At 63.9% G+C, this 25,711-nt stretch carries 26 protein-coding genes; 15 read left to right on the top strand and 11 right to left on the bottom strand.

What is annotated here, in order from left to right:
* Positions 1–276: 276 nt before the first annotated feature.
* Positions 277–2,709 carry a sensor domain-containing diguanylate cyclase gene (locus NKI99_RS27225; protein WP_023811115.1) on the top strand — a complete coding sequence of 811 codons (2,433 nt, stop codon included), beginning with the start codon at positions 277–279 and terminating at the stop codon, positions 2,707–2,709.
* Here NKI99_RS27225 and tlpA read toward each other — a convergent pair.
* Complete coding sequence (tlpA, locus tag NKI99_RS27220; RefSeq protein ID WP_023811114.1) at positions 2,706–3,395, bottom strand: thiol:disulfide interchange protein TlpA; 690 nt, start codon at positions 3,393–3,395, stop codon at positions 2,706–2,708. The two genes, NKI99_RS27225 and tlpA, sit on opposite strands and share 4 nt — an antisense overlap.
* A 35-nt stretch (positions 3,396–3,430) precedes the next feature.
* Here tlpA and argH point away from each other — a divergent pair, with 35 nt between their 5' ends.
* From argH to NKI99_RS27190, 6 genes are all read left to right on the top strand, one after another.
* Entirely contained in the window at positions 3,431–4,831 is a 1,401-nt protein-coding gene (gene argH, locus NKI99_RS27215) for an argininosuccinate lyase (RefSeq protein WP_352612762.1), read from the top strand.
* A gap of 118 nt (positions 4,832–4,949) precedes the next feature.
* Entirely contained in the window at positions 4,950–5,156 is a 207-nt protein-coding gene (lptM, locus tag NKI99_RS27210; protein WP_023811112.1) for an LPS translocon maturation chaperone LptM, read from the top strand.
* Positions 5,157–5,220: 64 nt separating this feature from the next.
* Positions 5,221–6,489, top strand: coding sequence for a diaminopimelate decarboxylase (lysA, locus tag NKI99_RS27205; protein ID WP_352612760.1), 1,269 nt, complete (start codon positions 5,221–5,223; stop codon positions 6,487–6,489).
* Positions 6,490–6,529: 40 nt separating this feature from the next.
* On the top strand, positions 6,530–7,471 hold the full coding sequence (locus NKI99_RS27200; protein WP_352612758.1) for a threonine/serine dehydratase: 942 nt from the start codon (positions 6,530–6,532) through the stop codon (positions 7,469–7,471).
* Positions 7,472–7,711: 240 nt separating this feature from the next.
* Complete coding sequence (locus tag NKI99_RS27195; RefSeq protein WP_352612756.1) at positions 7,712–10,300, top strand: TIGR02302 family protein; 2,589 nt, start codon at positions 7,712–7,714, stop codon at positions 10,298–10,300.
* 112 nt (positions 10,301–10,412) lie between these two features.
* The gene (locus NKI99_RS27190) at positions 10,413–10,784 is read left to right on the top strand and encodes a glyoxalase superfamily protein (RefSeq protein WP_352612754.1); all 372 of its coding nucleotides are present in this window, start codon (positions 10,413–10,415) and stop codon (positions 10,782–10,784) included.
* Here NKI99_RS27190 and NKI99_RS27185 read toward each other — a convergent pair.
* The gene (locus tag NKI99_RS27185) at positions 10,763–11,644 is read right to left on the bottom strand and encodes a LysR family transcriptional regulator (protein WP_352612752.1); all 882 of its coding nucleotides are present in this window, start codon (positions 11,642–11,644) and stop codon (positions 10,763–10,765) included. The genes NKI99_RS27190 and NKI99_RS27185 overlap by 22 nt on opposite strands.
* Positions 11,645–11,866: 222 nt before the next feature.
* On the opposite strand from NKI99_RS27185, the gene NKI99_RS27180 reads away from it, so the two are divergent.
* A complete protein-coding gene (locus NKI99_RS27180; RefSeq protein WP_352612778.1) occupies positions 11,867–12,814 on the top strand; it encodes a DMT family transporter in 948 nt (315 codons plus the stop codon).
* Here NKI99_RS27180 and NKI99_RS27175 read toward each other — a convergent pair whose 3' ends face one another.
* The 3 genes from NKI99_RS27175 to NKI99_RS27165 all read right to left on the bottom strand — a co-directional run bounded on the left by NKI99_RS27175 (position 12,815) and on the right by NKI99_RS27165 (position 14,595).
* The gene (locus NKI99_RS27175; RefSeq protein ID WP_023811105.1) at positions 12,815–13,186 is read right to left on the bottom strand and encodes a response regulator; all 372 of its coding nucleotides are present in this window, start codon (positions 13,184–13,186) and stop codon (positions 12,815–12,817) included. It abuts the gene before it with no gap.
* Positions 13,187–13,384: 198 nt separating this feature from the next.
* Positions 13,385–13,927 carry a hypoxanthine phosphoribosyltransferase gene (gene hpt / locus NKI99_RS27170; RefSeq protein ID WP_352441732.1) on the bottom strand — a complete coding sequence of 181 codons (543 nt, stop codon included), beginning with the start codon at positions 13,925–13,927 and terminating at the stop codon, positions 13,385–13,387.
* Between the two features lie 23 nt (positions 13,928–13,950).
* On the bottom strand, positions 13,951–14,595 hold the full coding sequence (locus NKI99_RS27165; RefSeq protein ID WP_352612750.1) for a hypothetical protein: 645 nt from the start codon (positions 14,593–14,595) through the stop codon (positions 13,951–13,953).
* A 192-nt stretch (positions 14,596–14,787) separates the two neighbouring features.
* On the opposite strand from NKI99_RS27165, the gene ftsE reads away from it, so the two are divergent.
* The 3 genes from ftsE to NKI99_RS27150 all read left to right on the top strand — a co-directional run bounded on the left by ftsE (position 14,788) and on the right by NKI99_RS27150 (position 17,294).
* On the top strand, positions 14,788–15,447 hold the full coding sequence (gene ftsE / locus NKI99_RS27160; RefSeq protein ID WP_010911739.1) for a cell division ATP-binding protein FtsE: 660 nt from the start codon (positions 14,788–14,790) through the stop codon (positions 15,445–15,447).
* A complete protein-coding gene (locus NKI99_RS27155; RefSeq protein ID WP_027038121.1) occupies positions 15,440–16,435 on the top strand; it encodes a cell division protein FtsX in 996 nt (331 codons plus the stop codon). The genes ftsE and NKI99_RS27155 overlap by 8 nt, the downstream gene beginning before the upstream one ends.
* Positions 16,436–16,568: 133 nt before the next feature.
* On the top strand, positions 16,569–17,294 hold the full coding sequence (locus NKI99_RS27150) for a YdcF family protein (RefSeq protein WP_128304658.1): 726 nt from the start codon (positions 16,569–16,571) through the stop codon (positions 17,292–17,294).
* Here the strand turns inward: NKI99_RS27150 and NKI99_RS27145 are convergent, their stop codons facing one another.
* Together NKI99_RS27145 and NKI99_RS27140 are read right to left on the bottom strand one after the other, a co-directional pair.
* Positions 17,295–17,927, bottom strand: coding sequence for a pyridoxamine 5'-phosphate oxidase family protein (locus tag NKI99_RS27145; RefSeq protein ID WP_352612748.1), 633 nt, complete (start codon positions 17,925–17,927; stop codon positions 17,295–17,297). It lies immediately after the preceding gene.
* Positions 17,928–17,951: 24 nt separating this feature from the next.
* Positions 17,952–18,419 carry a nuclear transport factor 2 family protein gene (locus NKI99_RS27140; protein WP_352612747.1) on the bottom strand — a complete coding sequence of 156 codons (468 nt, stop codon included), beginning with the start codon at positions 18,417–18,419 and terminating at the stop codon, positions 17,952–17,954.
* Positions 18,420–18,537: 118 nt separating this feature from the next.
* Here NKI99_RS27140 and NKI99_RS27135 point away from each other — a divergent pair, with 118 nt between their 5' ends.
* Together NKI99_RS27135 and NKI99_RS27130 are read left to right on the top strand one after the other, a co-directional pair.
* Positions 18,538–19,440, top strand: coding sequence for a LysR family transcriptional regulator (locus tag NKI99_RS27135; protein WP_352612746.1), 903 nt, complete (start codon positions 18,538–18,540; stop codon positions 19,438–19,440).
* Between the two features lie 123 nt (positions 19,441–19,563).
* Positions 19,564–20,364, top strand: coding sequence for a lysophospholipid acyltransferase family protein (locus NKI99_RS27130; protein WP_352612745.1), 801 nt, complete (start codon positions 19,564–19,566; stop codon positions 20,362–20,364).
* Positions 20,365–20,389: 25 nt separating this feature from the next.
* Here NKI99_RS27130 and NKI99_RS27125 read toward each other — a convergent pair whose 3' ends face one another.
* The 3 genes from NKI99_RS27125 to NKI99_RS27115 form a co-directional block, all read right to left on the bottom strand.
* Entirely contained in the window at positions 20,390–21,016 is a 627-nt protein-coding gene (locus tag NKI99_RS27125) for a LysE family translocator (RefSeq protein WP_352612743.1), read from the bottom strand.
* Between the two features lie 90 nt (positions 21,017–21,106).
* Positions 21,107–22,054 (bottom strand): aldo/keto reductase, encoded by a 948-nt coding sequence (locus NKI99_RS27120; protein WP_023811096.1) that lies wholly within the window; start codon positions 22,052–22,054, stop codon positions 21,107–21,109.
* A gap of 121 nt (positions 22,055–22,175) precedes the next feature.
* The gene (locus NKI99_RS27115) at positions 22,176–22,697 is read right to left on the bottom strand and encodes a gamma-glutamylcyclotransferase (RefSeq protein WP_352612741.1); all 522 of its coding nucleotides are present in this window, start codon (positions 22,695–22,697) and stop codon (positions 22,176–22,178) included.
* Positions 22,698–22,838: 141 nt separating this feature from the next.
* Here NKI99_RS27115 and NKI99_RS27110 point away from each other — a divergent pair, with 141 nt between their 5' ends.
* The gene (locus tag NKI99_RS27110; RefSeq protein ID WP_352441739.1) at positions 22,839–23,837 is read left to right on the top strand and encodes a DUF2125 domain-containing protein; all 999 of its coding nucleotides are present in this window, start codon (positions 22,839–22,841) and stop codon (positions 23,835–23,837) included.
* Between the two features lie 7 nt (positions 23,838–23,844).
* Entirely contained in the window at positions 23,845–24,768 is a 924-nt protein-coding gene (locus NKI99_RS27105; protein WP_023811093.1) for a sugar kinase, read from the top strand.
* 7 nt (positions 24,769–24,775) lie between these two features.
* Here the strand turns inward: NKI99_RS27105 and NKI99_RS27100 are convergent, their stop codons facing one another.
* Positions 24,776–25,711, bottom strand: a complete 936-nt coding sequence (locus NKI99_RS27100; protein ID WP_352612739.1) for a prephenate/arogenate dehydrogenase family protein — start codon at positions 25,709–25,711, stop codon at positions 24,776–24,778.

Below are 25,711 nucleotides of genomic sequence, written 5' to 3'. Positions count from 1 at the left end.
GTTGCAGATCGACGAACTTCACCCTTTACCTCACGCCACCCTCGCCTCCGCTTGGAGACATGGAAAGCCACACGGTTAGCCGGCTTAGCGCGACGACAAGCGCGCCAGGAACTACCATCGGAACTGCCAAGCTGGCTTCGGCGTGTCAGCCCTGATTGCAGCCGCCGCAACCCGAAGAGACACGCCAAGGTTGCAGGCGACTTTATCGATCCCTCAACGGCAACGCGCTACTCAATCCTGCTGCCCTGTTTATTTCCAAAGATCAGGTGAAATAAAATGCTGACGGTCTACAATTGTATCGTCAACGAACACGATCTGAGACTGGTCGCACTTGCCGCGCTGATCTGCGGAATTTCCTGTTTCTCTGCCGTCAACCTGCTTCATCACATAAGCCGCTCCACCGATCGGAACCGGCTTGCCTGGCTGATGATCGCGGCCACTTCGACCGGCTTCGGCATCTGGGCAACGCACTTCATCGCCATGCTCGCATTCACACCGGGCATACCCAGTGCTTACGATCCCGCACTCTCCGTGCTTTCGCTCGCTGCTTCGGTCACTCTGACGGCAGCCGGCATGTGGATCGCCACCTTGCGGAATGAGTTCGATTATCATCTCGTCGGCGGCGCCGTGCTGGGCGGCGGTATCGCGGCCATGCACTACATTGGTATGGCGGCGTTCGAGGTTCAGGGCCGCATCGAGTGGAACCTGTTGCTTGTCGCCGTTTCCCTTCTGGCCGGCGTAACGCTCGCGGCGCTGGCGCTGCGTGTCGTGCAGCGCCGCCCCTCCATGAAGGCGACATCCGGCGGCGCGGTGCTGCTGACGCTGGCAATCTGCACCCTGCATTTCATCGGCATGGGTGCCGTCTCGATCTTCCCCGATCCCTCGATCGTCATATCCGAATACACGATCGAGCCGACCTCGCAGGCTTTCGCCGCCGCCGCCGCCACATTGGTGATCCTGGTCCTGTCGGCATCGGCGCTGTGGATCGATTTGCGCTTCCGTCGCCAGAAGCTCGAGGTCGACCGCATGCACGGCCTGGCCAATGCCGCCGTGGAGGGGCTGATCGTCTGCGACGGCAACCGCATCATCAGTGCCAATGACAGCATGGCGACATTGACGGGCATCGCAACAGCGACGCTGAACGGAATGCAGCTTGGCGATCTCTTCGGATCCGACATGTCAGGCTTCGGCGAACAGCCGCAGGAGGCCGAATTGAGCGGCCGCGATGGCACGAGCATTCCTGTCGAGTTGATCGCCAGGAGCATCGACTACTGTGGCAAGCCGCACAACGTGGTCGCGGTCCGCGACATTCGCGAGCGCAAGAAGGCGGAACAGGAGATCCTGCGGCTTGCCCATTTCGATCCATTGACCGGACTGGCCAATCGCCGCAGCTTTTCCGGCCGGCTGGAGACGGAAATTGCTGCGATGGGCCGCACCAGAAAAGGCGGCCAGCTTGCGCTTCTGCTGCTCGATCTCGACCGGTTCAAGGAGGTCAACGACCTGTATGGGCATGGCGCCGGGGACGCCATGCTGCAGAAGGTTGCGCATTGCATTACCGGCATCCTTCGCCAGGGACAGATGGTGGCGCGGCTGGGCGGCGACGAATTCGCCATCATCGCGCCGAACCTGACCGACCCGTTGGAGGCCGGCCGTATCGCCGACGCGGTGCTGACCGCCATGCGCGAGGAAAACCGGCTTTCTGTCGGCGGCGGCCTGGTGTCGGCCAGCATCGGCATTGCGCTTTATCCATCGGATGCCGAGAACCAGGCCAGCTTGATAAGCCACGCCGATACGGCACTCTACCGGGCCAAGACCGAAGGCAAGGACACCTATCGCTATTTCGAAGCTTCGATGGGGGCCGAGGCGCGCGACAAGCGCGTGATGGAGCACGAACTGCGCCAGGCGGTTGCGCGCCAGGAGTTCTACCTCGTCTATCAGCCGCAGAAGGAGATCAGCAGCGGAAAGATGGTCGGTTTCGAAGCGCTGGTCCGGTGGCGGCATCCGACGCGCGGCGACGTGTCGCCGAGCATATTCATCCCGGTGGCCGAAGACAGCGGAGCCATTGGCCAGATTGGCGAATGGGTGCTGACGGCTGCCTGCGAGGAAGCCGCCCGCTGGGAAAATCCGCTGACGGTGGCCGTCAACGTTTCGGCGGTGCAGCTCCACAACACGAATTTCAGCCGCAAGGTCCACGAAACCTTGCTGAATTCCGGCCTGGCGCCCGGCAGGCTCGAGCTTGAGATCACCGAGACGGCGCTTGTTAAGGACATGCCGCGGGCACTGGCCACCTTGCGGCAGGTCAAGGCGCTGGGCGTGCGCGTCGCCATGGACGATTTTGGTACAGGCTATTCCTCGCTCTCCAACCTTCGCGCCTTCCCCTTCGACAAGATCAAGATCGATGGCTCCTTCATCAAGTCCGTCGACAAGAACGGCCAGGTCGCGGCGATCGTGCGCGCCGTCCTGGGACTTGGACGCGGTCTCGGCCTGCCGGTTCTGGCGGAAGGTGTCGAGACGCTCGGCGAACTGAAATTCCTGGACGCCGAAGCCTGCGAGATCGGCCAGGGCTATTACATCGGCAGGCCAGCTCTCATCGAGGAATTCGGCGAGCTGACCGGTGTAGTCGCACCCGCTGTCGGCAGCAAACCCGCCACCTTGCGCGACAGAAGCGTTCTGGCCTTCGCACCCGCGCCTGTCCTCAATAGGGCTTAAAAACTCTCGGGCTTGAGTGCCGTCTCGATCAGCCGCCTGGCGTCCGGCCCCGACCATTCGGCCGGGCCGTTCATATGGGCGATCAGGCAGCCTTCGCCGTCGATCAGCATGGTAACGGGAAGGCCTAGCGCCAGGCCGCGCTTCTTGAGGTCGTTGAACAGCGCCATCGTCGAATCCCGGTAATAATCGAGCGTCGCGACGCCGGTATCGCTGAGGAACTTCTTCGGCTTCACATCGTCGCCGGCATCGACATTGACGGCGACCACTTCAAAGGAGTCGCTGCCCTTTTCCTTCTCCAGCGCATCGAGCGCCGGCATTTCGGCACGGCACGGCGCGCACCATGTCGCCCACAGATTGAGCAGCACCGTCTTGCCGGCATGATCGGCAAGCGTCATCGGCTTGCCGTCCGGGCCATTGAAGGCAAGGCTCTTCAGGGATTGTGGCGGATCGGCCGGCAAAAGTGCCGCAACCTCACCGGTGGCCGACGCCGCGATTTTCTTGGCGCGGTCGCTCTTGGCCGCGCAGGCGACATCGTCCTTGCTCTCATCCACGGCAGCTTGTGCCGGTGCATTGTTGCCAGACCGGCTCTCGCTGACATATACCGCGACCGCGCCCGCCAGCGCGCCCGCCACCAAGGCGGCGAGGATCAGGCGCGGGGCCGGGAAGAATCTACTACCGTCTGCCATTTTCTCAAAACTGCTCCGAAGCACGGGTTATAGCCATGAGCGACAAGAAAACCAGCAACCAGATGTGGGGCGGACGTTTTGCCTCGGGTCCGGCCGCGATCATGGAAGCGATCAACGCGTCTATCTCCTTCGACCGCAAGCTTTATGCGCAGGACATCAAAGGCTCGATCGCCCATAGCGAGATGCTGGCGCAAACGGGCATTATTTCGGCGGCCGACCAAGAAAAAATCGCAGACGGGCTGAACACGATCCTGAAAGAGATCGAGGCCGGCAGCTTCGAGTTCTCGCCACGGCTCGAAGACATCCACATGAACATCGAAGCGCGCCTTGCCGATCTGATTGGCCCGGCGGCCGGCCGCCTGCACACCGCACGCTCGCGCAACGACCAGGTCGCGGTCGATCTGAGGCTGTGGGTCAAGGATGAGTGCTTTCGCGTCGCCGGGGCGTTGAAGGGGTTGATCGAGGCGCTGCTGGAGCGGGCCGAGGAGCATGCGGCGACCGTGATGCCGGGCTTCACCCATATGCAGGCGGCCCAGCCGGTGACCTTCGGCCATCATTGCATGGCCTATGTCGAGATGTTTTCTCGCGACCTGTCGCGCGCGCGCGATGCGATCGAGCGGATGGACGAAAGCCCGCTCGGTGCCGCAGCCCTCGCCGGCACCAGCTTCCCGATCGACCGTCACCGGACCGCCAAGGCGCTCGGCTTCCGCGAGCCGATGCGCAATTCGCTGGACAGCGTCTCGGATCGCGATTTCGCGCTCGAGTTCCTCGCTCTTGCCGCGATCTGCGCCACGCATCTGTCACGGCTGGCTGAAGAGATCATCATCTGGTCGACGCCGCAATTCGGCTTTGTCAGGCTGTCGGACTCGTTTTCCACCGGCTCATCGATCATGCCGCAGAAGAAGAACCCCGATGCAGCCGAACTGGTGCGCGGCAAGACCGGCCGCGTCACCGGTCATCTGGTCGGCCTGCTGACGGTGATGAAGGGCATGCCTTTGACCTATGGCAAGGACATGCAGGAAGACAAGGAATCGGTGTTCGACGCCGCCGAGACGCTCGATCTGATGCTGGCGGCGATGACCGGCATGGTCTCGGACATGACGGTCAACGCTGTTGCGATGAAGAAGGCCGCCGGCTCCGGCCACGCCACAGCAACCGACCTTGCCGACTGGCTGGTACGCACGCTCGGCCTGCCGTTCCGCGAGGCGCATCATGTCACCGGCCGGGCGGTGGCGCTGGCCGAAGACAAGAAGGTGGGGCTGGAGAAGCTTTCACTGGAGGATTTGCAGTCGATCAATTCCGGCATCAGGGCCGACATATTTTCGGTGCTGGCGGTGCAGAACTCGGTCAAGAGCCGCACCAGTTTCGGCGGCACCGCGCCGTCGGAAGTGAGGAAGCAGATCCGCGCCTGGAAAAAGCGGCTGGCGAAGGCGTAATGCCGGATATTGCGAGCAGTAATATCCCGGATATTTCGACGAGCAATATCTCGGGGTGCAATGCGCCGAGAACTCGGCTAAAAGCGGCGGCTGACAAACGTTTCGGACGGATGGATCGATGACCGGAAGCAGGATTTTGGTAACGCTGACGCTGCTGGTTGCGATCGCGGCCGTTTCGGCCTGCGGCAGGAGGGGCGCTCTCGACACGCCCTATGAGGCGGCCGTGCAGGCGCGCAAGGATGCCTCGAAGGCCCACCAGCCCGTGCCGCCGGAGCCGGAAAAACCGGTCAAGGACAAGAAATTCATCCTCGACCCGCTGATCTAGAGCCGACGAGAGCGGGGCCTTCCAACCCGATCTCATCGAGCCCCAACTTTCCGGAACCACTCTCGTGAACCATTTCGACTACCGCGACGGCGTGCTCCATGCGGAGGACGTGGCGATACCAGATATCGCCGCACAGATCGGCACGCCATTCTACTGCTATTCGACGGCCACCCTGACCAGGCACTACCGGGTGTTTGCCCAGTCCTTTGCCGGGCTCGACGCGCTGGTCTGCTACGCCATGAAGGCCAATTCCAACCAGGCCGTCCTGCGGACGCTGGCCAAGCTCGGCGCCGGCGCCGACGTGGTTTCGGAAGGTGAATTGCGCCGGGCGCTGGCCGCCGGCATTCCGGCCGGCAAGATCCTGTTTTCGGGCGTCGGCAAGACCGCGCGCGAAATGGACTTTGCCCTTGCCGCCGGCATCCTTTGCTTCAACGTCGAGTCCGAGCCTGAACTCGAGCTGTTGTCGGCGCGGGCCACTGCCCTTGGCAAGGTGGCGCCGATCTCGCTGCGCATCAATCCCGACGTCGACGCCAAGACCCACAAGAAGATCTCCACCGGCAAGGCCGAGAACAAGTTCGGCATCCCGTGGCAGCGGGCGCGGCAGGTTTATGCCCGCGCGGCAAAGCTTCCCGGCATCAGGATCACCGGCATCGATACCCATATCGGCAGCCAGATCACCGAGCTGCAGCCCTTCGACGATGCCTTCGCCCTGCTTGTCGATCTCGTCGGCGCGCTACGGGCGGACGGCCATGCCATCGAGCATATCGATGTCGGCGGCGGGCTCGGCATTCCCTACCGCATCGACAACAACCCGCCGCCGCTGCCCGACGCCTATGCCCAGATCGTCAGGAAGCATGTCACCAAGCTCGGGCTGAAGGTGATGTTCGAGCCTGGCCGGCTGATATCAGGCAATGCCGGCATCCTCGTCTCGGAAGTGATCTTCGTGAAGGAAGGCGACGCCAAGAACTTCCTCGTCGTCGACGCCGCAATGAACGATCTCATTCGGCCGACGCTCTACGACGCCTTCCACGACATTCGTCCGGTCGTGCAGCCGCCGGCCGATACGCCGCGCATGATGGTCGACGTGGTCGGCCCGGTCTGCGAGACCGGCGACTATATCGGCCTGGACCGCGATCTGCCCAGGCTGAAGGCCGGCGATCTGATTGCCGTCTCCACCGCGGGCGCCTATGGCGCGGTGCAGGCCGGCACCTACAACACCCGCCTGCTGGTGCCGGAGGTGCTGGTCGACGGCGACCGGTTCCACGTCGTGCGCCCACGCCCGACCTATGACGACCTGATTGGGTTGGATTCCATGCCCGACTGGCTTGCATAGAAGCGCCGGAAACACACCTACCCGTCACAGGGAGCGAATCATGACGAACGGCATCACCGTCACACGCGAGCGCATTGCCGCGATGGAACCGCGCATCCGCCCCTATATCAGGCACACGTCGGTGCTGCGCGTCGACATGGCCGACTTCGACCGGCCGCCGCTGGCCGTCGACCTGAAGCTCGAATGCCTGCAGCATTCCGGCTCGTTCAAGGCGCGCGGCGCTTTCACCAATCTCCTGGAGCGGCCGGTTCCCGACGCCGGTGTCGTCGCGGCATCGGGCGGCAACCATGGCGCGGCCGTCGCCTATGCCGCCATGCGGCTGGGCCATAAGGCGACCATCTTCGTTCCCGAGGTGAGCCCGGCGGCCAAGCTGGAACGGATCCGCAGCTACGGCGCCGAGCTGATCGTCGGCGGCGCCCGCTATGCCGAGGCGTTGGCGGCCAGCGAACGTTTCGCCGAGGAGACCGGCGCCTTGCAGATCCATGCCTTCAACCAGGAGGAAACGCTCCTCGGCCAAGGCACGCTCGGGCTCGAAATCGAGAGCGATTTGCCTCGGATCGACACGCTGCTGGTCGCTGTCGGCGGCGGCGGCCTGATCGGCGGCATCGCTGCCTGGTTTGCCGGCCGGATCAGCATCATCGCCGTCGAGCCGGAAGGAGCACCGACGCTGCATCGCGCCTTCGAGGCCGGACACCCCGTCGACGCACCGGCCGAGGGCATCGCCGCCGATTCGCTGGCGCCAAAGCGCGTCGGCGAAATGATGTTCCCGATCGCCGAAGCCTTTGTCGAACGCTCGATCCTGGTCAGCGACGACGACATCATCGCCGCGCAGAAGGCGCTGTGGAACCGGGCCCGCATCATCTCCGAGCCGGGAGGTGCGGCCGCCTTTGCCGCGGTCCTTTCGGGCCGCTATGCGCCGGCGGCGGGCGAACGGGTCGCCGTGCTGGTCTGCGGGGCGAATGCGGACCCCGCTACCTTCTAAGGGCCTGCTGCCTTCTAAAGGGTATGCAGGATGGAACTATAACGGCCCACTTCACGTTTTTCCGAACTGCCTCGCCTTTGCCGTGTTTGCTGGTATTCTTTGAGTCGTGAGGCGTCGGGCTATCCTGCCCGCTCCACAGCATGATCCCGAAAAGTGAAATCCCTTTCGGAACAGATCATGCTCAAAGGGATAGGGGCCGCATCCCGGTTTTCGGGATGCAATAGGCTCAAGGAAGGGCCGATGACGCAACGACCCACCCTCAGCAGCGATCGCGGCCTCGCCGGGCGCCTGGCCTTGAGCCGGTTGGCGACGCGGGTCTCGATAATGGTCGAGCGCGGCTGGCCGTTGCTGCTTCCGCTCGTCATAGTCGCCAGCCTGTTCCTCAGCATCTCCTGGCTCGGGCTGTTCTCCCGGCTGCCGGATATGGCGCGCATCGGCCTGATCGCTGCTTTTGCCATAGCGGCACTGGCCGCGCTCTATCCGCTGCGCTTCTTCCGCCTGCCGGGCGCCGCCGAAATCGACCGCCGCATCGAGGCCGCCAATCAACTGTTGCACAGCCCGGTGCTGGTGCAGACCGACCGGCCCAGCGGCAGGGAAAGCAGCTTCTCGCAGGCGCTGTGGCGCGAACACCAGAAGCGCATGGCCGGAAAGCTCGACAACCTTGGCGCCGACCTGCCGCGCACGCGCGTGCCGGAGCGCGACCCCTGGGGGCTGCGCGCGGTGGCGGCCCTTTTGCTCGTTACCGCCTTCGCCTTCTCCTTCGGACCGACGGGCGGCAGGATCAGCGACGGCTTCAATGCCCATGGGACGCGCGATATCGTGCCTCCGCGCATCGATGCATGGGTGACGCCACCGGCCTATACCGGCAAGCCGCCGATCTTCCTGACCGCCGATGCAAACCAGGCGATCCCGACCTTTACGGTTCCCGAAGGCAGTGACGTTTCGCTGCGCGTGACGGGCGGCTCGGGTGAGGAAACGCTCGGCTATGCCGACAAGAATGGCAACGCCCGCGTCATCGACCCCGCTGCGCCGCAGGCCGCCGCCAAGCCGGCTGCAAGCCCGGCGCCGCCGTCCAAGGTGCGCCAGTTCACCAGCAAGCTGACCGGCGACGGCACGCTGACGCTGACGTCGGGCGAGGACCAGCTCGGCCGCTGGGCCTTCGCGGTCGTATCGGACAAGCCGCCGCAGATCCGCTTCGTCGGCGAGCCCAAGCGCGCCGCCAACGGCGCCTTCGAGCTAAACTACCAGATCGACGACGACTATGGCGCCGCCACCGCCAGGGCGGTGTTCGCGCTCGCCGATCCGCAGGCGCCGAATGCGCGTCCGCTGTACGGTGCACCTGAAATGCCGCTGACGCTGCCGCGCCGCGGCGGCAAGTCGAACGCCGCCAGGACCTCCAAGGACCTGACCGAGCATGTCTGGGCCGGCAGCAGCATCAAGCTGACGCTGGTCGCCACCGACGATGGCGGGCACACCGCATCGAGCCAAACCAAGACGCTGCTGATGCCGGAGCGGCCTTTCGCCAATCCGCTGGCACGCGCCGTGATCGAACAGCGCCGCCTGCTGGCGCTCGACGCCAACGCCAAGCCGCGCGTGCTCGACCTGATGGACGCCATCACGCTGCGGCCGGAAGACACGTTCGACAACATGTCCCACTACCTTGCCATCATGAGCGCCCGCACCCGGCTGAAGATGGCCGAGAGCGACGATCAATTGCGCAGCGAAGTCTCCTATCTCTGGGAAATCGCGCTCGGCATCGAGGAAGGCAATCTTTCGGCCGCCGAAAAACGGCTGCGTCAGGCGCAACAGGCGCTGCAGGACGCCATCAAGAATGGCGCAAGCGACGCTGAAATCGAAAAGGCGATGAAGGAACTGCGCGAGGCGATGAACCAGTTCCTGCAGGAATTCGCGGAGCGCGCCAAGCAGAATCCCAACGCCCCGCAGATGCAGCAGAACGGCCAGGAACTTCGCCAGAGCGACATCGATCGCATGATGGACCAGATCGAAAACCTGGCCAAGTCCGGTGATCGCGACAAGGCCCAGCAACTGCTGTCGCAACTGCAGGACATGATGAACAATCTGCAAGCCGGCCGTCAGCAGCAAGGCGGCCAGCAGGACAGCGAGATGCGCCAACAGATGGACAAGCTGGGCGAGATCCTGCGACGTCAGCAGGAGATGATGAACGACACCTTCCGCATGGATCAGATGCAGCGCGGCGAGCGCCAGCGCGGGCAGAACCGTGACGAGCAGCTCGGCGAAGGCGGCCAGGATGAGGACAGACCCGGCGTCGGCGAAGACCGCGATCCGCTCGCCCGGCAAAAGCCGATGACGCCCCAGGAATTCGCCGATGCGCTGAAACAGCTGCAGCAGGGCCAGGGCCAGTTGCAAAGCGACCTCGAGCAGCTGAAGAAGGGCCTCGAAGGCATGGGTATGGAGCCCAATGAAGGATTTGGCGAGGCCGGCAAGTCCATGGGCAATGCCGAACAGGCACTCGGCGAGGGCGAAGGCGATGCGGCCGTCGGTCATCAGGGCCGGGCGCTGGAAGCGCTGCGCAAGGGCGCCAAGGACATGATGAAGCAGATGCAGGCCATGCAAGGCGACCAGGGCGGCGGCGAGGAAGGCGGCCGCCAGCAGAACGCCGATCGTGATCCGCTCGGCCGGCCACGCGCCAGCACGGGTCCCGACTTCGGCGATTCGGTGAAGGTGCCCGACGAGATCGACGTGCAGCGTGCCCGCCAGATACTGGAAGCGATCCGCAAGCGGCTCGGCAATGCGCTCAGCCCTGATATCGAACGCAGCTATCTGGAACGGCTGCTCGAGCTGAAATAGAGCAATTCCAGGAAAAGTGTGAAGCGGTTTTCCGTCCGGAATTGCGAAAAAACATAGGATTGCCGCCCGCGTCCGTCCCACCTGAAAAATCCTCTCGCACGGTTGCACCACCATGCCCAGACTTGGCGCCGTCACACCCATCCTGCGCATCTTCGACATTGCCAAGGCGCGTGAATTCTATGTCGGCTTCCTCGGCTTCGAGGTGCAGTGGGAACATCGCTTCGCGGACGACGCGCCGCTTTACATGGCGGTCGGCCGCGACGGCTGCGTTCTGCATCTCAGCGAACATCATGGCGACGGTGCACCCGGCATCGCCCTGCGCATCGAGGTCGAGGACATCACGGCTCTTCATGGCGAACTGATCGGCAAAAACTACCGCTTCGCCCGGCCAGGCGTGGAAGAGACGCCTTGGAAGACCCGCGAGATATCGGTCGCCGATCCGTTCGGCAACAGGCTGCATTTCTACGAGGATGTCGCCGGCTGACTGAGCCTGTTGACGAAGGCTTCGCGGATAGCATCCTGCATGCCGTCGATCGCCTCGCCTGACGCATTCGGGTTGCGGTGCATCACCACGTTCGAGGAATCGATGGCGCCGAATCCGTCTGCCGTGGTCAGTTCACGACAGCCGTCCGGAATGTTGCTGCGCGAAATCGGCGCGATCGCCAGTCCGGAGGTGACGGCGAGCTTGAGGCCGCCGGTGGTGTCGCTGGTATAGGCGACACGATAGGCAAGATCGCGCTGCTCCAGTGATTTGATGGCAAAGTCCTTGCACCAGCCGGCCCGGTTGTAGAGCGCGATCGGCACTGGCTGTTCCTCATGCATGTGATGCAGGGTCGACGTCACCCACACGGTCGGGTCGTGCATCAGCACTTCGCCGCCGGCAGGATCCTGCCATTCGAACACCACGCACAGATCGAGCTCGCCGGCGGCGAGCGCCGCCATCTGTGCCCCGGAATGGGCATAGCGCACGGTGACCTCGACCTGCGTATGACGCTTCGAGAAGGCGCCGAGCGCGCGCGACAGGATGGCGTGGCCATATTCCTCCGGAATGCCGATGCGCACCGGCCCGCCAAGCGGCGCTGCCGCCATCGATGCCGACGTCTCGTCGAGCAGCGAGACAATGCGGCGGGCGTTGACGATGAGTTCGCCGCCGCGCCGCGTCAACGCGACGCCGCGGGAACCGCGCTCGAACAGGCTGGCGCCGATCAGCTCTTCGAGCTTCTTCATCTGCATCGACACCGCGGATTGGGTGCGGCCGGCCTGCTCCGCCGCCTTGGTAAAATTGCCGGTCTCGGCAATCGCCACGAAGGTGCGCAGGAGGTCGCTGTCGAGGGTCGGCCGCATGAAATCCGCCATAAGGGAATTTGATTGCTGGCATCATTCCAATTCGTTTGCAACATGTCAAACGGCGGACGATAGTCGCCTCACCCATTGGATATGCGGCTGCGAAATCAGCCGCGGACCAATCAAGAGTCCTCACTCATGCCCGCTGCCCGAAACGGTGGCGGGTTCTTTTTACCCCGCAGGCGACAGCTTCGGACCGTACGCGCAGGAGCCTGGATGCAGATGCAGAATCGGATGGTGGGCGGCATCCTGAGCCTGTGCCTCGGCGTGCTGATCTTTTCGCTGCAGGATCCGCTCGTCAAAGCCGTGTCGAGCGGCTATCCAGTGACCGAGGTGATGGCGATCCGCTCGATCGTCGCCCTGCCGATCCTGATCGTTCTGGTCCATGCCGATGTCGGCTTGCGGGCGATCCTGTCGAAGCGATTCGGCATGCTGACGGTGCGCGCCTTCATCCAGTTCACCTCCTATACGATGTACTACCTGGCCATCGCTGCCTTGCCGCTCGCCGATGCGGTGGCGCTTTATTTCATGGCGCCGCTGTTCATCATGGTGCTGGCCGGGCCGTACCTTGGCGAGCGCGTCTCCTGGCAGACACTGGCAACCGTGCTGATCGGCTTGTTCGGCGTCCTCGTGATGCTGCGCCCCGGCGCGGGGCTGTTCGACTGGGCTGCGCTGCTGTCGCTGGGCTCGGCGGCGCTCTATGGTTTTTCGCAGCTGATGGCCCGCAAGATCGGCGATACCGAATCCTCCACCGTCATGGCCTTCTATCAGAACGGCGCCTATCTGGTTGGCGCCGCCGTGGTTGCCGGGGCATTTCACCTGGCCGGCATCACCCACGCCGTCCACCCGAGTCTGGAATTCCTGGTAAGGCCATGGCTTTGGCCGACGCTGCCGGATTTTCTCAAGATGGCCGCCTGCGGTTTCGTTGCCTCCGCCGGCATGATCCTGCTGTCGCAGGCCTACCGGATGGCGCCGGCCAACCGCGTTGCCACCTTCGAATACACCGGCATCCTGTGGTCGCCGCTGTGGGGTTTCCTGTTCTTCGCCGAAGTACCGCGGTCGACGACCGTCATCGGGGCCGCCTTGATCATCGGCGCCGGCCTGCTGGCGCTCAACACCGAACGGCGTAAAAGCCCCCCACCCGTGCTCGCTGCCACCGATCCAGCCTGATCAGGCGAAGCAGATCAGCGCCCGTTCGACGCGCGAGCGGATTTCGGCCAGCGTGAAGGGCTTCTGCACGACATCGAGGATGATGCCGTTCAATTCCTCGGCGCGCTCGCGCTGGTCGGCATAGCCGGTCATCAGCACGATCTTGATCGCCGGAAACAATGCTGCAGCTGCGATCGCCATCTCGATGCCGTCCATCTCCGGCATGCGGATATCGGAGACGACGAGATCATAGCCGCCACGCGCCGCCTGGATCAGCGAAAGCCCCTGCGCGCCGTCCGCCGCGATATCGATTGTGTGCCCGGCGCGTTCAAGCGCGCGGGCGGCCAGGGTGCGGACGGACTCATCGTCCTCGACGATCAGAAGCTTTGCCATGGCCGGCATATTTGGCCGCGAAAAGTTGACTTTTCCTGAAAGCCCCCGAGCAATTCAGGAAAAGTGTGAGACGGTTTTCCGGGAAAAGCGCATAGCGCTTTCCCTTGGGAATTGCGTCAAAACAAAAAACTAGAGCGGTTCGGCGTTTTCGTGAAGCGGCGAACCGCTCTAAGCATCAGCAAACCTTTTTGATGCCGCTCAGACATCCCCTTTGACGACACCGACAAACGGCAACTCGCGAAAAGCATGCGCGACATCCATGCCGTAGCCGACAACGAAATAGTCGGGGCAGTCGAAGCCGACATAGTCGGCATTGAGCTCGGTCTGGCGGCGCATGCGCTTGTCGAGCAGCACGGCGATCGAACAGCTCTTGGCGCCCCGCGACAACATCAGCTCGCGGGTAAAGCTCAGCGTCTTCCCCGATTCGAGAATGTCGTCGATCAGCAGCACGTCGCGGCCGGCGACCTCATTGTCGATTTCGCGCAGCACCCTCACCTCGCCGCTGCTGGTGCCGGCGCCATAGCTGGAGATGAAGATGAATTCGACCTCCGGCGACAGGCCGACATCATGCATGGCGCGGATGAGATCTGCGGCGAAGATGAACGAGCCCTTCAGGACCGAGATCACCAGCAGATCGTGATAGTCGTGGCCGGCAATCTCCTTGGCGAGTTCCAGATTGCGCCGCGCGATCGCCGATGCTGAAAACAGAACCTCGATGTCCTTGCCGCGTACGATGGGCATTGATGGTCTTCCCCGGTGATCGCCTATTCGGCGAAAGTGACCGACACGGTCTTCACACCGTTTCTAGGCACGTCGAGCCGGCTGGCAAAGCCGAATCTTTCGCCAGAGGCCAGCGAGCGGCCGGATGTCCCCAACGTATAGCGGGTGGTCTGCCCGTCATTGCCAGTCACCCGGATTTCAAGCGGCGGCAACTGCGTCGGTTTCGCACCGTCATTGACGGCCTCGCCATCGACGAACAGTGCGGCGTTCGGCCCGGTAGCGTCGACGCGTGACGTGACGCCCGAAATGCTGAGCGCCGACGCCTGCGCGCTGGACAGGAACGGCGCCTGGCGCACCAGCGCGTGCCCGCCGGAGACCCAGAACGCGGCCAAGGCAGCGCCGATACCAGCGACCCAGAAGATCGGTCCGCCGCGCGAGGCCGGTAGCCGCTCCGGTGAGGCTTCGGGCTTGCGCAGCATGTCCATGCCTTCGATGGGCGGCGTGACGATCGCGCGCGGCAGCGGCGAAACGCTTTCCACCGCAGGCGCAAGGCGCGGCATCACCACGTAGTCGGCATCGACGATGTCGGCGGCCGAACCACGCATGAACCTGTCCGCTGCGGCAATTGCCGCCGGATCGGTCATGATTTCGCCGGAAACCGGGCGCGCGGTTCGATCGTCAGCCATCATGGCCCCAGCATTGCAGCACGTGTTCGCTTTTCGTTTCTTTTGCGTAAACACAAATGGTTAACGCTTCCCCACCGGAGCCCTCGTGACGAGCCGAAACAGCCCAGAAATTAACCGCCGGTTAACCATGCCGGCCGATGGTCTTTATCTAGAACAGGCCGGCTCGCCGCCGTGCCGAAATTCAGGTCGTCGAAATTGATTCGTTTCGAAAATGTCGGCCTCCGCTATGGCATGGGTCCGGAAATCCTCCGCGACATCTCCCTGCACATACCGGAGCGCTCCTTCCAGTTCCTGAGCGGGCCTTCGGGCGCCGGCAAGACGACCTTGCTGCGCCTGCTGTTCATGTCGCTGAAGCCGACGCGCGGGCTGATCACCATCTTTGGCAAGGACCGTTCGCGCATCTCGCGCACCGAATTGCCGCATCTGCGCCGCCGCATCGGCGTGGTGTTCCAGGATTTTCGCCTGCTCGACCACATGACCACCTACGAGAACGTCGCGCTGCCGCTGCGCGTGCGCGGGCGCGAGGAGGCGAGCTACCGCACCGATGTCACCGAGTTGTTGAAGTGGGTCGGGCTGGGCGAGCGCATGCACGTGCTGCCGCCGGTTCTGTCCGGCGGCGAGAAGCAGCGCGCGGCGATCGCGCGGGCGCTGATCGAGCAGCCGGAAATCCTGCTCGCCGACGAACCGACCGGCAATGTCGATCCGCCGCTGGCGCGACGCCTGCTGCGGCTGTTCATCGAGCTCAACCGGCTCGGCACCGCGGTGGTGATCGCCACCCACGACCTTGGCCTGATGGAACAGGTCGACGCGCGCCGCATGATCCTGGCCGGCGGAAGGCTGGACATCTATGACTGAACTGTCCGCCGAACATTTTGTGGAACGGGAGCAGGACGCCGAGGCGACCGAGGCAAAGCCCCGCGCCCAGCGCAGGATGGCGCCGATCGTGCCGGCGCAGAACATCGCTGGCCGGGCACTGGTCCTGGTCATCGCCATCATGACCTTCCTGTCCTGCCTGACTTTCGGCGCGGTGACGCTGGTGCGCGACACAGCGTCCGTCTGGGAGAACCAGATTTCGCGCGAGGCGACCATCCAGATCAAGCCGGTCGACGGGCTCGACATGGAAGCAGCCCTTACCCAGGCCTCCCAGATCGCCGGTGAATTCCCTGGCGTCAAGACGACCCGGATCATCGACCGCGAGGCGACCGCGAGGCTCCTTGAGCCCTGGCTGGGCTCGGGGCTCAACATCGACGAATTACCCGTGCCGCGCCTGATTATCGTCACCATCGACGAGAACAGCCCGCCCGATTTCGCCGCCATGCGCGCCGCGATCACGCCGAAACTGCCGAGCGCATCGCTCGACGATCACCGCACCTGGGTCGACCGGCTGGTGGCGATGGCCCGCACGACGGTGACCATCGGCATTGCCGTGCTGGCGCTGATGCTGTCGGCGACCGTGCTGACCGTGGTGTTCGCGACGCGCGGAGCCATGGCCGGAAACGGTCACATCATCGAGGTGCTGCATTTCGTCGGCGCCGAGGCACGCTTCATCGCGCGCGAATTCCGCCGGCATTTCCTGGTCACCGGCATGAAGGGAGCAGCGGCTGGCGGTGCCGCCGCAGTGCTCGTGTTCATCGTCTTTTCCTGGTGGTCGTCGCGCAATATGGCGACGCCGCAGGCCGACCAGGCGACCGCCCTGTTCGGCAATTTCGCCATCGGTTCGGCAGGCTATCTCGGTGTCGTGTTGATGGTGCTGGTGATCGGCGGACTGACGGCTGCCACGTCCCACGCCACCGTGGTTGCCTATCTCAGCGACATCGATGTCCGCCAACCGGATGCAGGCTAATTCATGTCGCCCAAAAGTGGGAACCGGTTTTGGGACAACGCCATGGATAAAACAGGGTGATCACGGATGGAGAATTCACGTAACGCAAAGTGCGTCTTTTACCTACCCAAAGCCGCATTTCAGGATTAACCATATGGCGATGGACGCGCGGGATTCGACCGGTACGGCTGGGCAGATGCCAGTGGTGGTTGCCCGTTCGCATGACCGCCGCGCTGTGAGCCGTCTAAGAGCCGCGTTGCGCCTCTCGGCTCTGTCTCTGCTCATCCTCGCTACGTTGTTTGCCGGCGGTTTCGGCTGGTTCGCCAACAAGGTAAGCCATCTGACGACGCCCGCCAATCCGGCCAGGGCGGACGCGATCATTGTCTTGACCGGCGGCCAGTCCCGCCTCGATGCGGCGATGGATCTGCTGGCGTCCGGCAAGGGCGAACGGCTGCTGATCAGCGGCGTGCACCCTTCGGCCAGCCGTCGCCAGCTGCAGGCAGCGACCGGCGGCGACAAGAAGCTGTTTTCCTGTTGCGTCGACATCGACCGCGCCGCGCTCGATACGATCGGCAATGCGGAGGAAAGCGCCAAATGGGTCGAGAGCCACGCCTATGGCACGGTGATCCTCGTCACCAACAATTATCACATGCCCCGCAGCCTGCTGGAAATGGGCAGGCTGCTGCATGGCGCCAAGCTCGAGCCCTATCCGGTGGTCAATTCCAACCTCGACAATGGCGGCTGGCTGACCAAGCCGCGGGCATTGCGCGTGCTGTTCACCGAATACAACAAATATCTGCTGGCGCTGGCGCGCGGCATCGTGCCGGTCAAGCCGACGCCTAACGGCATCGCACTGGCCGAAACCGCGGCCGGCGGCTGATTATTCCCCTGCGGCCGCGCCCGAATTTCCCCTGAGCCGTGCGATCTCCTGCTCAAGGCGTTCGATACGCTTGTCCCGCTCTTCGAGTGCCGCCGCCACGTCGGCCGCCTCGAACCGTTGCGGGATATGCTGCGGGCAATTGGCATCCCAGGCCGAGACCGTGAACAGGATGACCTGCTCGGGGCGCGCCTTGTAGTCTTGCGGCATCAGTTTCGCCATCAACTCGGCGTCACTCTCGACGACCCGCGCCGTGCCCCAGATCTTGATGCGCTGGCGGTGCATATAGTCGATCAGGAACAGGAACGCCCTTGGATTGTCGGCCAGATTGCCCTGCGTGATGAACTGCCGGTTGCCGGCAAAATCCGCGAAGCCGATCGTGTGTTCATCCAGCACCTTGAGGAAGCCGGCGGGTCCGCCGCGATGCTGGATGTAGGGCTGGCCATCGCCATTGGCCGTCGACAGGAAAACGCTGGTCTGCATCTCGATGAAGGCGGCAAGGTCAGGGGTGATGACAGCTTGCCAGCCGCCACGCTCCTCGACGCGGGCATAGGACTGACGCGAGCCCTTGCGTGCCTGGATCGCCTTGACGGTCGGCGTGAAGGCGACGTCGCTGGTGAAAGCATGCGCGTTCATCGAAAGCCTCCTTGCGGCAAGATGCTAAAGTCCGAGCTCCGACAGTGTCGGGTGGTCGTCCGGCCGCCGGCCGAGCGGCCAGTGATACTTGCGATCGGCCTCGCCGATCGGCAGGTCGTTGATGCTGGCGATGCGCAGACGCATCAGCCCGTGTTCGTCGAATTCCCAGTTCTCGTTGCCGTAGCTGCGGAACCATGAACCGCTGTCGTCGCGCCATTCATAGGCGAAACGCACGGCGATGCGGTTGCCGTGGAAGGCCCAGACCTCCTTGATCAGCCGGTAGTCGAGCTCGCGGCTCCATTTGCGCGTCAGGAAGGCCTGGATGGCGTCGCCTTGCAGGAATTCGGCGCGGTTGCGCCAGCGGCTGTCCGTCGTATAGGCAAGCGCGACCCGTGCCGGATCGCGGGAGTTCCAGGCATCCTCGGCCATGCGCGCCTTCTGTGCTGATGTCTCGGCGGTAAATGGCGGCAACGGCGGGCGGGCTTCGGACATGGCAACTCCTTTGCGAGGCCATGCTGCAGGCAGGCCGACAGACCCAATATAAAGCCTTCCATCATTCAAATGCAGATGCCATATTCGTAACCCATCCTTCCATTTTTCGGAAGAAGCTATGGATCGTCTCGAAGCCATGTCGCTCTTTGTCGCCGCGGTGGAGGCCGGCAGCCTTTCCGCGGCCAGCCGCCGTTTCGGCATTCCGCTGGCGACGGTCAGCCGCAAGATTTCCGATCTCGAGCGCCATCTGAACACACGCCTCCTGAACCGCTCGACGCGCCACCTGACGCCGACCGATGCCGGCCAGGCCTATCTTGCCGCCTGCCGCCGCATCCTCGACGACGTCGGCGAGGCCGAACGCACGGCAGCCGGCGAATACAGTGCTCCGACCGGCGAACTGGCCATCACCGCGCCGGTCGTCTTTGGCCGCCTGCACGTGCTGCCGGTCGTCACCGGCTTTCTCGCCGCCTATCCAGACGTGGACATCCGCCTGACATTGGCAGACCGCATAACCCAGCTGGTCGAGGACCATTTCGATCTCGCCATCCGCATCGGCCAGTTGCCCGATTCGAGCCTGGTCGCCATCGGCGTCGGCGCGATCCGCCGCGTCGTCTGCGTCAGCCCGGCCTATCTGGCCGACCACGGCACGCCGACCACCCCGGAGGATCTGGAAACACACGATTGCATCACCTTCGAGGGACTTGCCTCCGCCGCCAGTTGGAGCTTCACCAAGGGCAAGGCCGAAATCCCGGTTCGGGTCCGCTCCCGGCTTCAGGTCAACACCGCCGAAGCGGCCATCGATGCGGCGATTGCCGGCGTCGGGCTGACACGCGTGCTTTCCTACCAGATCGAAGCCGCGCTGCGGTCCGGCACGCTGCGCGTCCTACTGCAGGAATTCGAGCCGGCGCCATGGCCGGTAAGCCTGGTGCATGCGGGCCACGGCCTGCTGCCGGTCAAGCTGCGCGCCTTCCTCGATTTTGCCGCTCCGCGCCTGAAAGAGCGGCTGGCGCGGCTGATGTAGCGGAACCAAGCCAGCCCCCATCGGCGGCCGTTCTTCGTCGCCAACCAAAGCGCCCTGCGGCCATTTCCTTTTTTCCCGCGCTTGGTGTAACCAACGCTCACCTCCTCACCGGGCTCCCCCCAAATGCTTTACATCAGATCGCTGACGTTCAATTTCGTCTTCTACGTCAACCTGATCGTCCAGATGATCCTCTGGACCCCCTACTATTTCCTGTCGCCCCGGCACCGCGCCTGGTTCGTGCCGAAATTCTGGTCGCGCACCTCGATGTGGCTCCATGACAAGATCGCCGGAACGAAGAACGAGATCACCGGCCAGGAAAACCTGCCCGAAGGCTCCTTCATCCTGGCGCCCAAGCACCAGTCGTTCTGGGATGCGATCGCCTTCTTCCCCTTCCTCCAAGACCCGCTCTATATCCTCAAGCGGGAACTGACCTGGATCCCGTTCTTCGGCTGGTACATCATGAAGATGCGCATGATCCCGGTTCATCGCGGCAGCCGCTCGAAAGCGCTGAAGGCAGTGGTCGCCGCGACCAAGGAGGAGATGGCGCGCAACCCCCGCCAGCTCATCATCTATCCCGAAGGTACCAGACGCGCGCCGGGCGATGAACCGGCCTACAAATACGGCATCGTCGAAATCTATGCGCAGCTTGGCGTTCCGGTGGTGCCGGTTGCCCATGTCGCCGGCCTGTACTGGCCGCGCCGGAAATTCCTGCGCTACCCCGGCACCATCAAGGCACGCTTCCTGCCGCCGATCCCGCCCGGCTTGAGCAAGGACGAATTCATGGCCCGGCTGATCGGCGAGACCGAGGCTGCCTGCGACCAATTCCTGATTGATGTGGCGCGCGGTCCGAGCCCGCCTGCCTTGCCTCCGACAGCGGTGAAAAGGCTGCAAGAGCTGGACGCGGCTGAAAGAACCAAAGCCTGAATCGGAAGTCTCCGGCCGACAGTTCTCAGCCGAACATCGCCAGCGCGGTGGTCAACGCCAGCGTCGCGGCAAAGACCAGATTGATGATCCGCGAGGCTGCCGGTCGGCGCAGGAAGCGCGCGAACCCAGCCCCCGCGACAAGCCACAGAGCGTGGATGGCAACGATCATCAGGGCGAGAGCCGTCAGCTTCAGCCATGGACCAAGCTCAGTGGCGCCCTGTTTGGACGAAGCACCGGCGAACACGGCGGCGATCGCCACATAGGCCTTTGGATTGGCGACCGCGAGAAGGAATCCAGCCAGCCATGTTGGACACGAAGCCTCGGCGCCGCGTGCTGCCATGGGCGGCGCCGTGGCGATCTTGAAGGCGAGATAGGGGATGTAGGCCGCGGAAGCGAAAGCCAGCAACGGCGCCAGCCTCGGCATCGCGGTGAGCACCGCCACGACCCCGGTCGCGACAACCAGAAGCACGGCGATCGTGCCCAGTATGATTCCCCAGGCATAACCCAGCGAGCGGCGCAAACCGAAGGCAGCGCCAACGGCGGTAACGCTTATCGTCGCCGGTCCCGGGCTGCCCATGATCACCAGGGCGGCAAGCATCAGCGCGAGAAGTTGTCCCCAAAAATCCGGCTGCGAAAGAAGCGGCTCAGCCATTTTATCCTCTGTCCTGCCTTGCGCGAAGAGACGGTATGGCAGGACCAGAGGGGCGTCTTGGACGTTCGTGCGAGGCGTCGCGACTGAGCTTCAGCCGCTCGCCTTGTCGAGTTCGGTCATGTCGGCGGCGGTCAGTTTCAGCGACGCCGCCCTGATCAGGCTGTCCATCTGTTCAGGCTTGGTGGCGCTGGCGATCGGCGCGGTGACGCCCGGCCGAGCGATAACCCAGGCAAGCGCCACTTCCGCCTGCTTGGCCGAATGCCTTGATGAAACCGCGTCGAGTGCCGCAAGGATGCGCATGCCGCGCGCATTGAGATAGTCCTTCACCCCGCCGCCACGCGGGCTTTGACCGAGATCGGCCTCGCTGCGGTATTTGCCGCTGAGGAAACCCTTGGCCAGGCTGAAATAGGTGATGACGCCGATGTCCTCGGCCACGCATAGATCGCGCAACGGCCCGTCGAAGGACGAGCGATCGTAAAGATTGTATTCCGGCTGCAGCACCTCGTAGCGCGGCAGGCTGCGCAAGCTCGCCACATCGAGTGCGGCACGCAACTGGCCGGCGTCGAGATTCGAACAGCCGGCATAGCGGATTTTGCCCTTGGCGAGCAGCTTCTCGTAGGCGCCAAGCGTTTCTTCATAGGGCGTTGCAGGGTCCGGCCAATGCGACAGATAGAGATCGATAAACTCGGTCTGCAGCCGCTTCAGCGATGCATCGACGGCCTTTTCGATGTATGCGGCGGACAGGTCCTTGTGCCCCTGCCCCATATCCGAACCGACCTTGGTGATCACCACGACTTTGTCGCGATTGCCACGGTCTTTCATCCATTTGCCGATGATGTTTTCCGATTCACCGCCTTTGTGGCCGGGAACCCAGCGCGAATAGGCATCCGCCGTATCGATGGCGTTGAGGCCGGCGCCGACGAAGCGGTCGAGCAGGTCGAACGAGGTTTTCTCGTCGGCGGTCCAGCCGAAGACGTTGCCGCCCAGAACCAGCGGCGCGATGGACAGGTCGGTGCGACCGAGACGACGTTTCTGCAAGGCGGATCTCCGGGATGATTGGGGCGGGCAAATGGCGCCCGCGGGCTGAGGGTCGGAGCCTAACCTAGGTCTTGCCTGAACGAGGTCAAAGGCCTGGCCGCCTTTTTCCGCAGAGCCAGCTTCACAAAGGCGCGACCTGCCTGGCGACATCCTCCAGCCAGTGGTCGCTTATGCCCAACGCCTCGAGATGCTCAAGCGTGCTCAGCACATAGTCCTCGTTGTTGCCGGACTGGCCGACCGCGCCGCGCACCACGGCCGCCGCATCCGCCGCGTCGAGCGCTCCGGCATATTGGTCGTGGTGGCGGTCGACAATGTAGACCACCGCGTCGACCGTACCGCCCCCGTCGAGGCGAATCTTGAGCATGCGCTCCAGATAGACATTGGTGACCAGTTCGCGCTCGCGAAGATAGGCCATGACCTCGTCGCGCAAGTCGCCGGGGACGCGGAATGCGAGGCCGACGCAGGACCCGCCGCGGTCGAGGCCGAGCACCAGCCCCGGCCGCTCGCGCGTTCCGCGATGCACGAAGGAATAGACGCAGAGCGAGCGCCGGTAGCCATGCAGGCGGGCACGCTGTGTTTCGACATGCGCGAATCCCGGCCGCCAGATCAGCGAGCCATAGCCAAACACCCAAAAATCGCCCATATCGCCGCGCCTGATTGCAAAAGATGCCAACACCGAACCGGACCGGTGTTTTTTCCGCCCGTCCCGTCTAACTATTCGTCTGTCTACCTGGCGGAATCGCCTACCCGTCCGCAACACCCATGCGTTAACGAGAGCCAAAGCATGACGTCAAGTGACGAACGCCAGCCGAACAAACGTCGCCGTGTGGTCTGGCTTGCAGCATTCATCGTCGTGCTGTTCGCCCTCTACAGCGGCGGCTGGTTCTATCTGGCTGACCGCGTCAGGAGCGAAGCCGACAAGGCGGTTGCCACGCTCAACAAGAATGGCGTCGAGGCCGGCTGCGGCAATCTCCAGGTCAGCGGCTATCCCTTGAGCTTTACCGTCTCCTGCGACAACCTCGCCTATGAGGACGATGCCAAGAACATTGCGGCTTCAGCCGGCAGTTTCAACGCAGCCGCCCAGATCATCCAGCCTCTGTCGCCGGTTGCCAATCTGCGCGGCCCGCTCAGGACCTCCGTTCCGGACATGGTGCCGCTGTGGATAGACTGGGACAATCTGCAGGCCAATTTCAAATTGTGGTGGCCGCTGCCGCAGCGGATTTCGCTGGAGGCAGAGGGCCTTTCCGGCCAGACCGACCCGGCCGACGACACCGATCCGGTGCAACTGTTCAGCGCCGGCAAGGCATCGGGTCAGTTGCAGCCCAACGGTGAGGATATCGACTATCTCGGCAGTTTCGGCGATCTCGAGATCGACCCCGACGCAATTGGCGGGCGCGTGCTTCCGGCGCTCGATGCCAGTGGCGACGTCACGCTGAAGAACGGTGTCGCGTTGATCGGCACGCAGGTGAAGAGCCTTCGTGGCCAGGCGATCGAAATCCGCAACCTCGACCTGTCGTCGGGGACGGCGCGCATCACCGTTTCGGGACCGCTCTCGGTCGATGCCGAGGGCCTGATCAACGCCGATCTGATGATCAGGCTGAAGGACCCGAAGGCGGTGGCGGCCATTCTCGGCGCCGCCATACCCGAGCAGAAAAGCCAGATCGAGCAGGGCTTTGCTGCCCTGGCGGTGCTCGGCAACGAACCGTCGATGCCGCTGAAGGTGGTCAGGGGCAAGGCCTCGCTCGGCTTCATTCCGCTGGGCAAGATCAAGCCGGTGGAATAGCGCTGCGATGGCAAGACCCGTGAAGCTGCTGAGCGTTGGCGCTTTGACGCTGGACACCATCCTGCGCGTCGAGACGCTGCCCGTGCATCAAGGCAAGTTCATTGCCTCCGACGGCGTCCAGATCGCCTCGGGCATGGCCACGAGTGCTGCCTGCGCCGCGCATCGCCTGGGGGCCGAGGTATCGCTGTGGGCGAGCGCGGGTGACGATGCCGTCGCCGACCAGCTCATCGCCGGCATCGAGGCCGAAGGCGTCGATTGCACCTTTGTGCGCCGCGTCAGAGGCGCCCGCTCGGCGCTGGCCTCGATCCTGGTCGACGCGTATGGCGAGCGCATCATCGTGCCGTTCTATGACGGGCTTGCCCAGGCCGATCCCGAAGCCTTGCCGGTCGCCGACCTCACGGCATTCGACGCCGTACTGGTCGATGTCCGCTGGCCAGGTGCGGCAGCCCTTGCCCTGAGAGCGGCGCGCGCCCTCGGCCGGCCGGCAATCCTCGATGCCGATACCGCACCGTTGCAGATCCTGGAACAGCTGTTGCCGCTCGCCACGCACATCGTCGCTTCGGAAACGGCGGCGCGCATTGTCTGCGGCCAGGCGCTCGATCCGGAAACGGCTTGCGCCGATCTCGCCAGCCGCACCGACGCTTTTGTCGCAGTGACAGGCGGCGCGGCGGGCAGTTGGTGGCACGACCGTCGCGCAGGCTGCGTGCGCCATGTCGCGGCACCGAAGATCAAGGCGATCGACACATTGGCCGCCGGCGATGTCTTTCACGGCGCCTTCGCCGTCGGGCTGGCGGAAGCCATGCCGGTCGAGCAGGCTTTGCGCTTTGCCAGTGCGGCCGCCGCGCTCAAATGCCTGCGCTTCGGCGGCAGGCTTGGTGCGCCGAACCGGGCCGAGACGCTGGCCATGGTTGCGCAGACCTGGCCAGCCTGAAACTGACTTAGCCCTTCGCGGGATGCTCGACGGCCTGGCGACCGAAATCGGGCACGTCGATGTCCTGGCCGGCCTCGATGATCGAGCGGCGCACAGCGCGGGTGCGGGTGAACAGGTCGAAGAGTTTTTCGCCGTCCCCCCAGCGGATCGCGCGTTGCAGGGACGCCAGATCTTCCGAGAACCGCGCCAGCATTTCGAGGATGGCGTCCTTGTTGTGCAGGCACACATCCCGCCACATGGTCGGATCGGAAGCGGCAAGACGCGTGAAGTCGCGGAAGCCGGAAGCCGAATATTTGATCACTTCGGACTTGGTCACCGACTGCAGATCATCGGCGGTGCCGACGATGTTGTAGGCGATGATGTGCGGCAGGTGCGAGACGATGGCCAGCGTCATGTCGTGATGCTGCGGGTCCATGGTATCGATGTTGGCGCCGCAGCGGCGCCAGAACTCCGACAGCCGCTCCAGCGCGTCCGCGTCGGTATCGGGCAGCGGCGTGAAGATGCACCAGCGATTGTCGAACAGGTCGGCGAAGCCGGCGTCGGGGCCGGATTTTTCCGTGCCCGCCAGCGGGTGGCCGGGAATGAAATGGACGCCTTCAGGGACATAAGGCTGCATCTGCGCGATGACAGACGCCTTGGTCGAGCCGACATCGGTGAGGATCGCGCCCTTCTTCAGCGCCGGCGCGATTTCCTCGGCCACCGCGCCGGATGAGCCGACCGGCACCGAAATGACGACTAGGTCGGCATCGCGGACCGCCTCTTTCGCATCGGTGGTATAGCTATCGCCGAGCCCGAGTTCCTCGGCTCGCACCAGCGTCGCCGCACTGCGCGTTGATATGGCCACGTGACGGGCCAGCCCCTCGCGGCGGATGACGCGGGCCAGCGACGAGCCGATCAGGCCGATGCCGACCAGCGCGATCTTTTCAAACATCGGTGATGTCAT

The sequence above is a fragment of the Mesorhizobium sp. M0239 genome (genome assembly GCF_040321815.1).
Taxonomy (GTDB): domain Bacteria; phylum Pseudomonadota; class Alphaproteobacteria; order Rhizobiales; family Rhizobiaceae; genus Mesorhizobium.
This window is presented reverse-complemented; position numbering and strand designations above follow the sequence as displayed.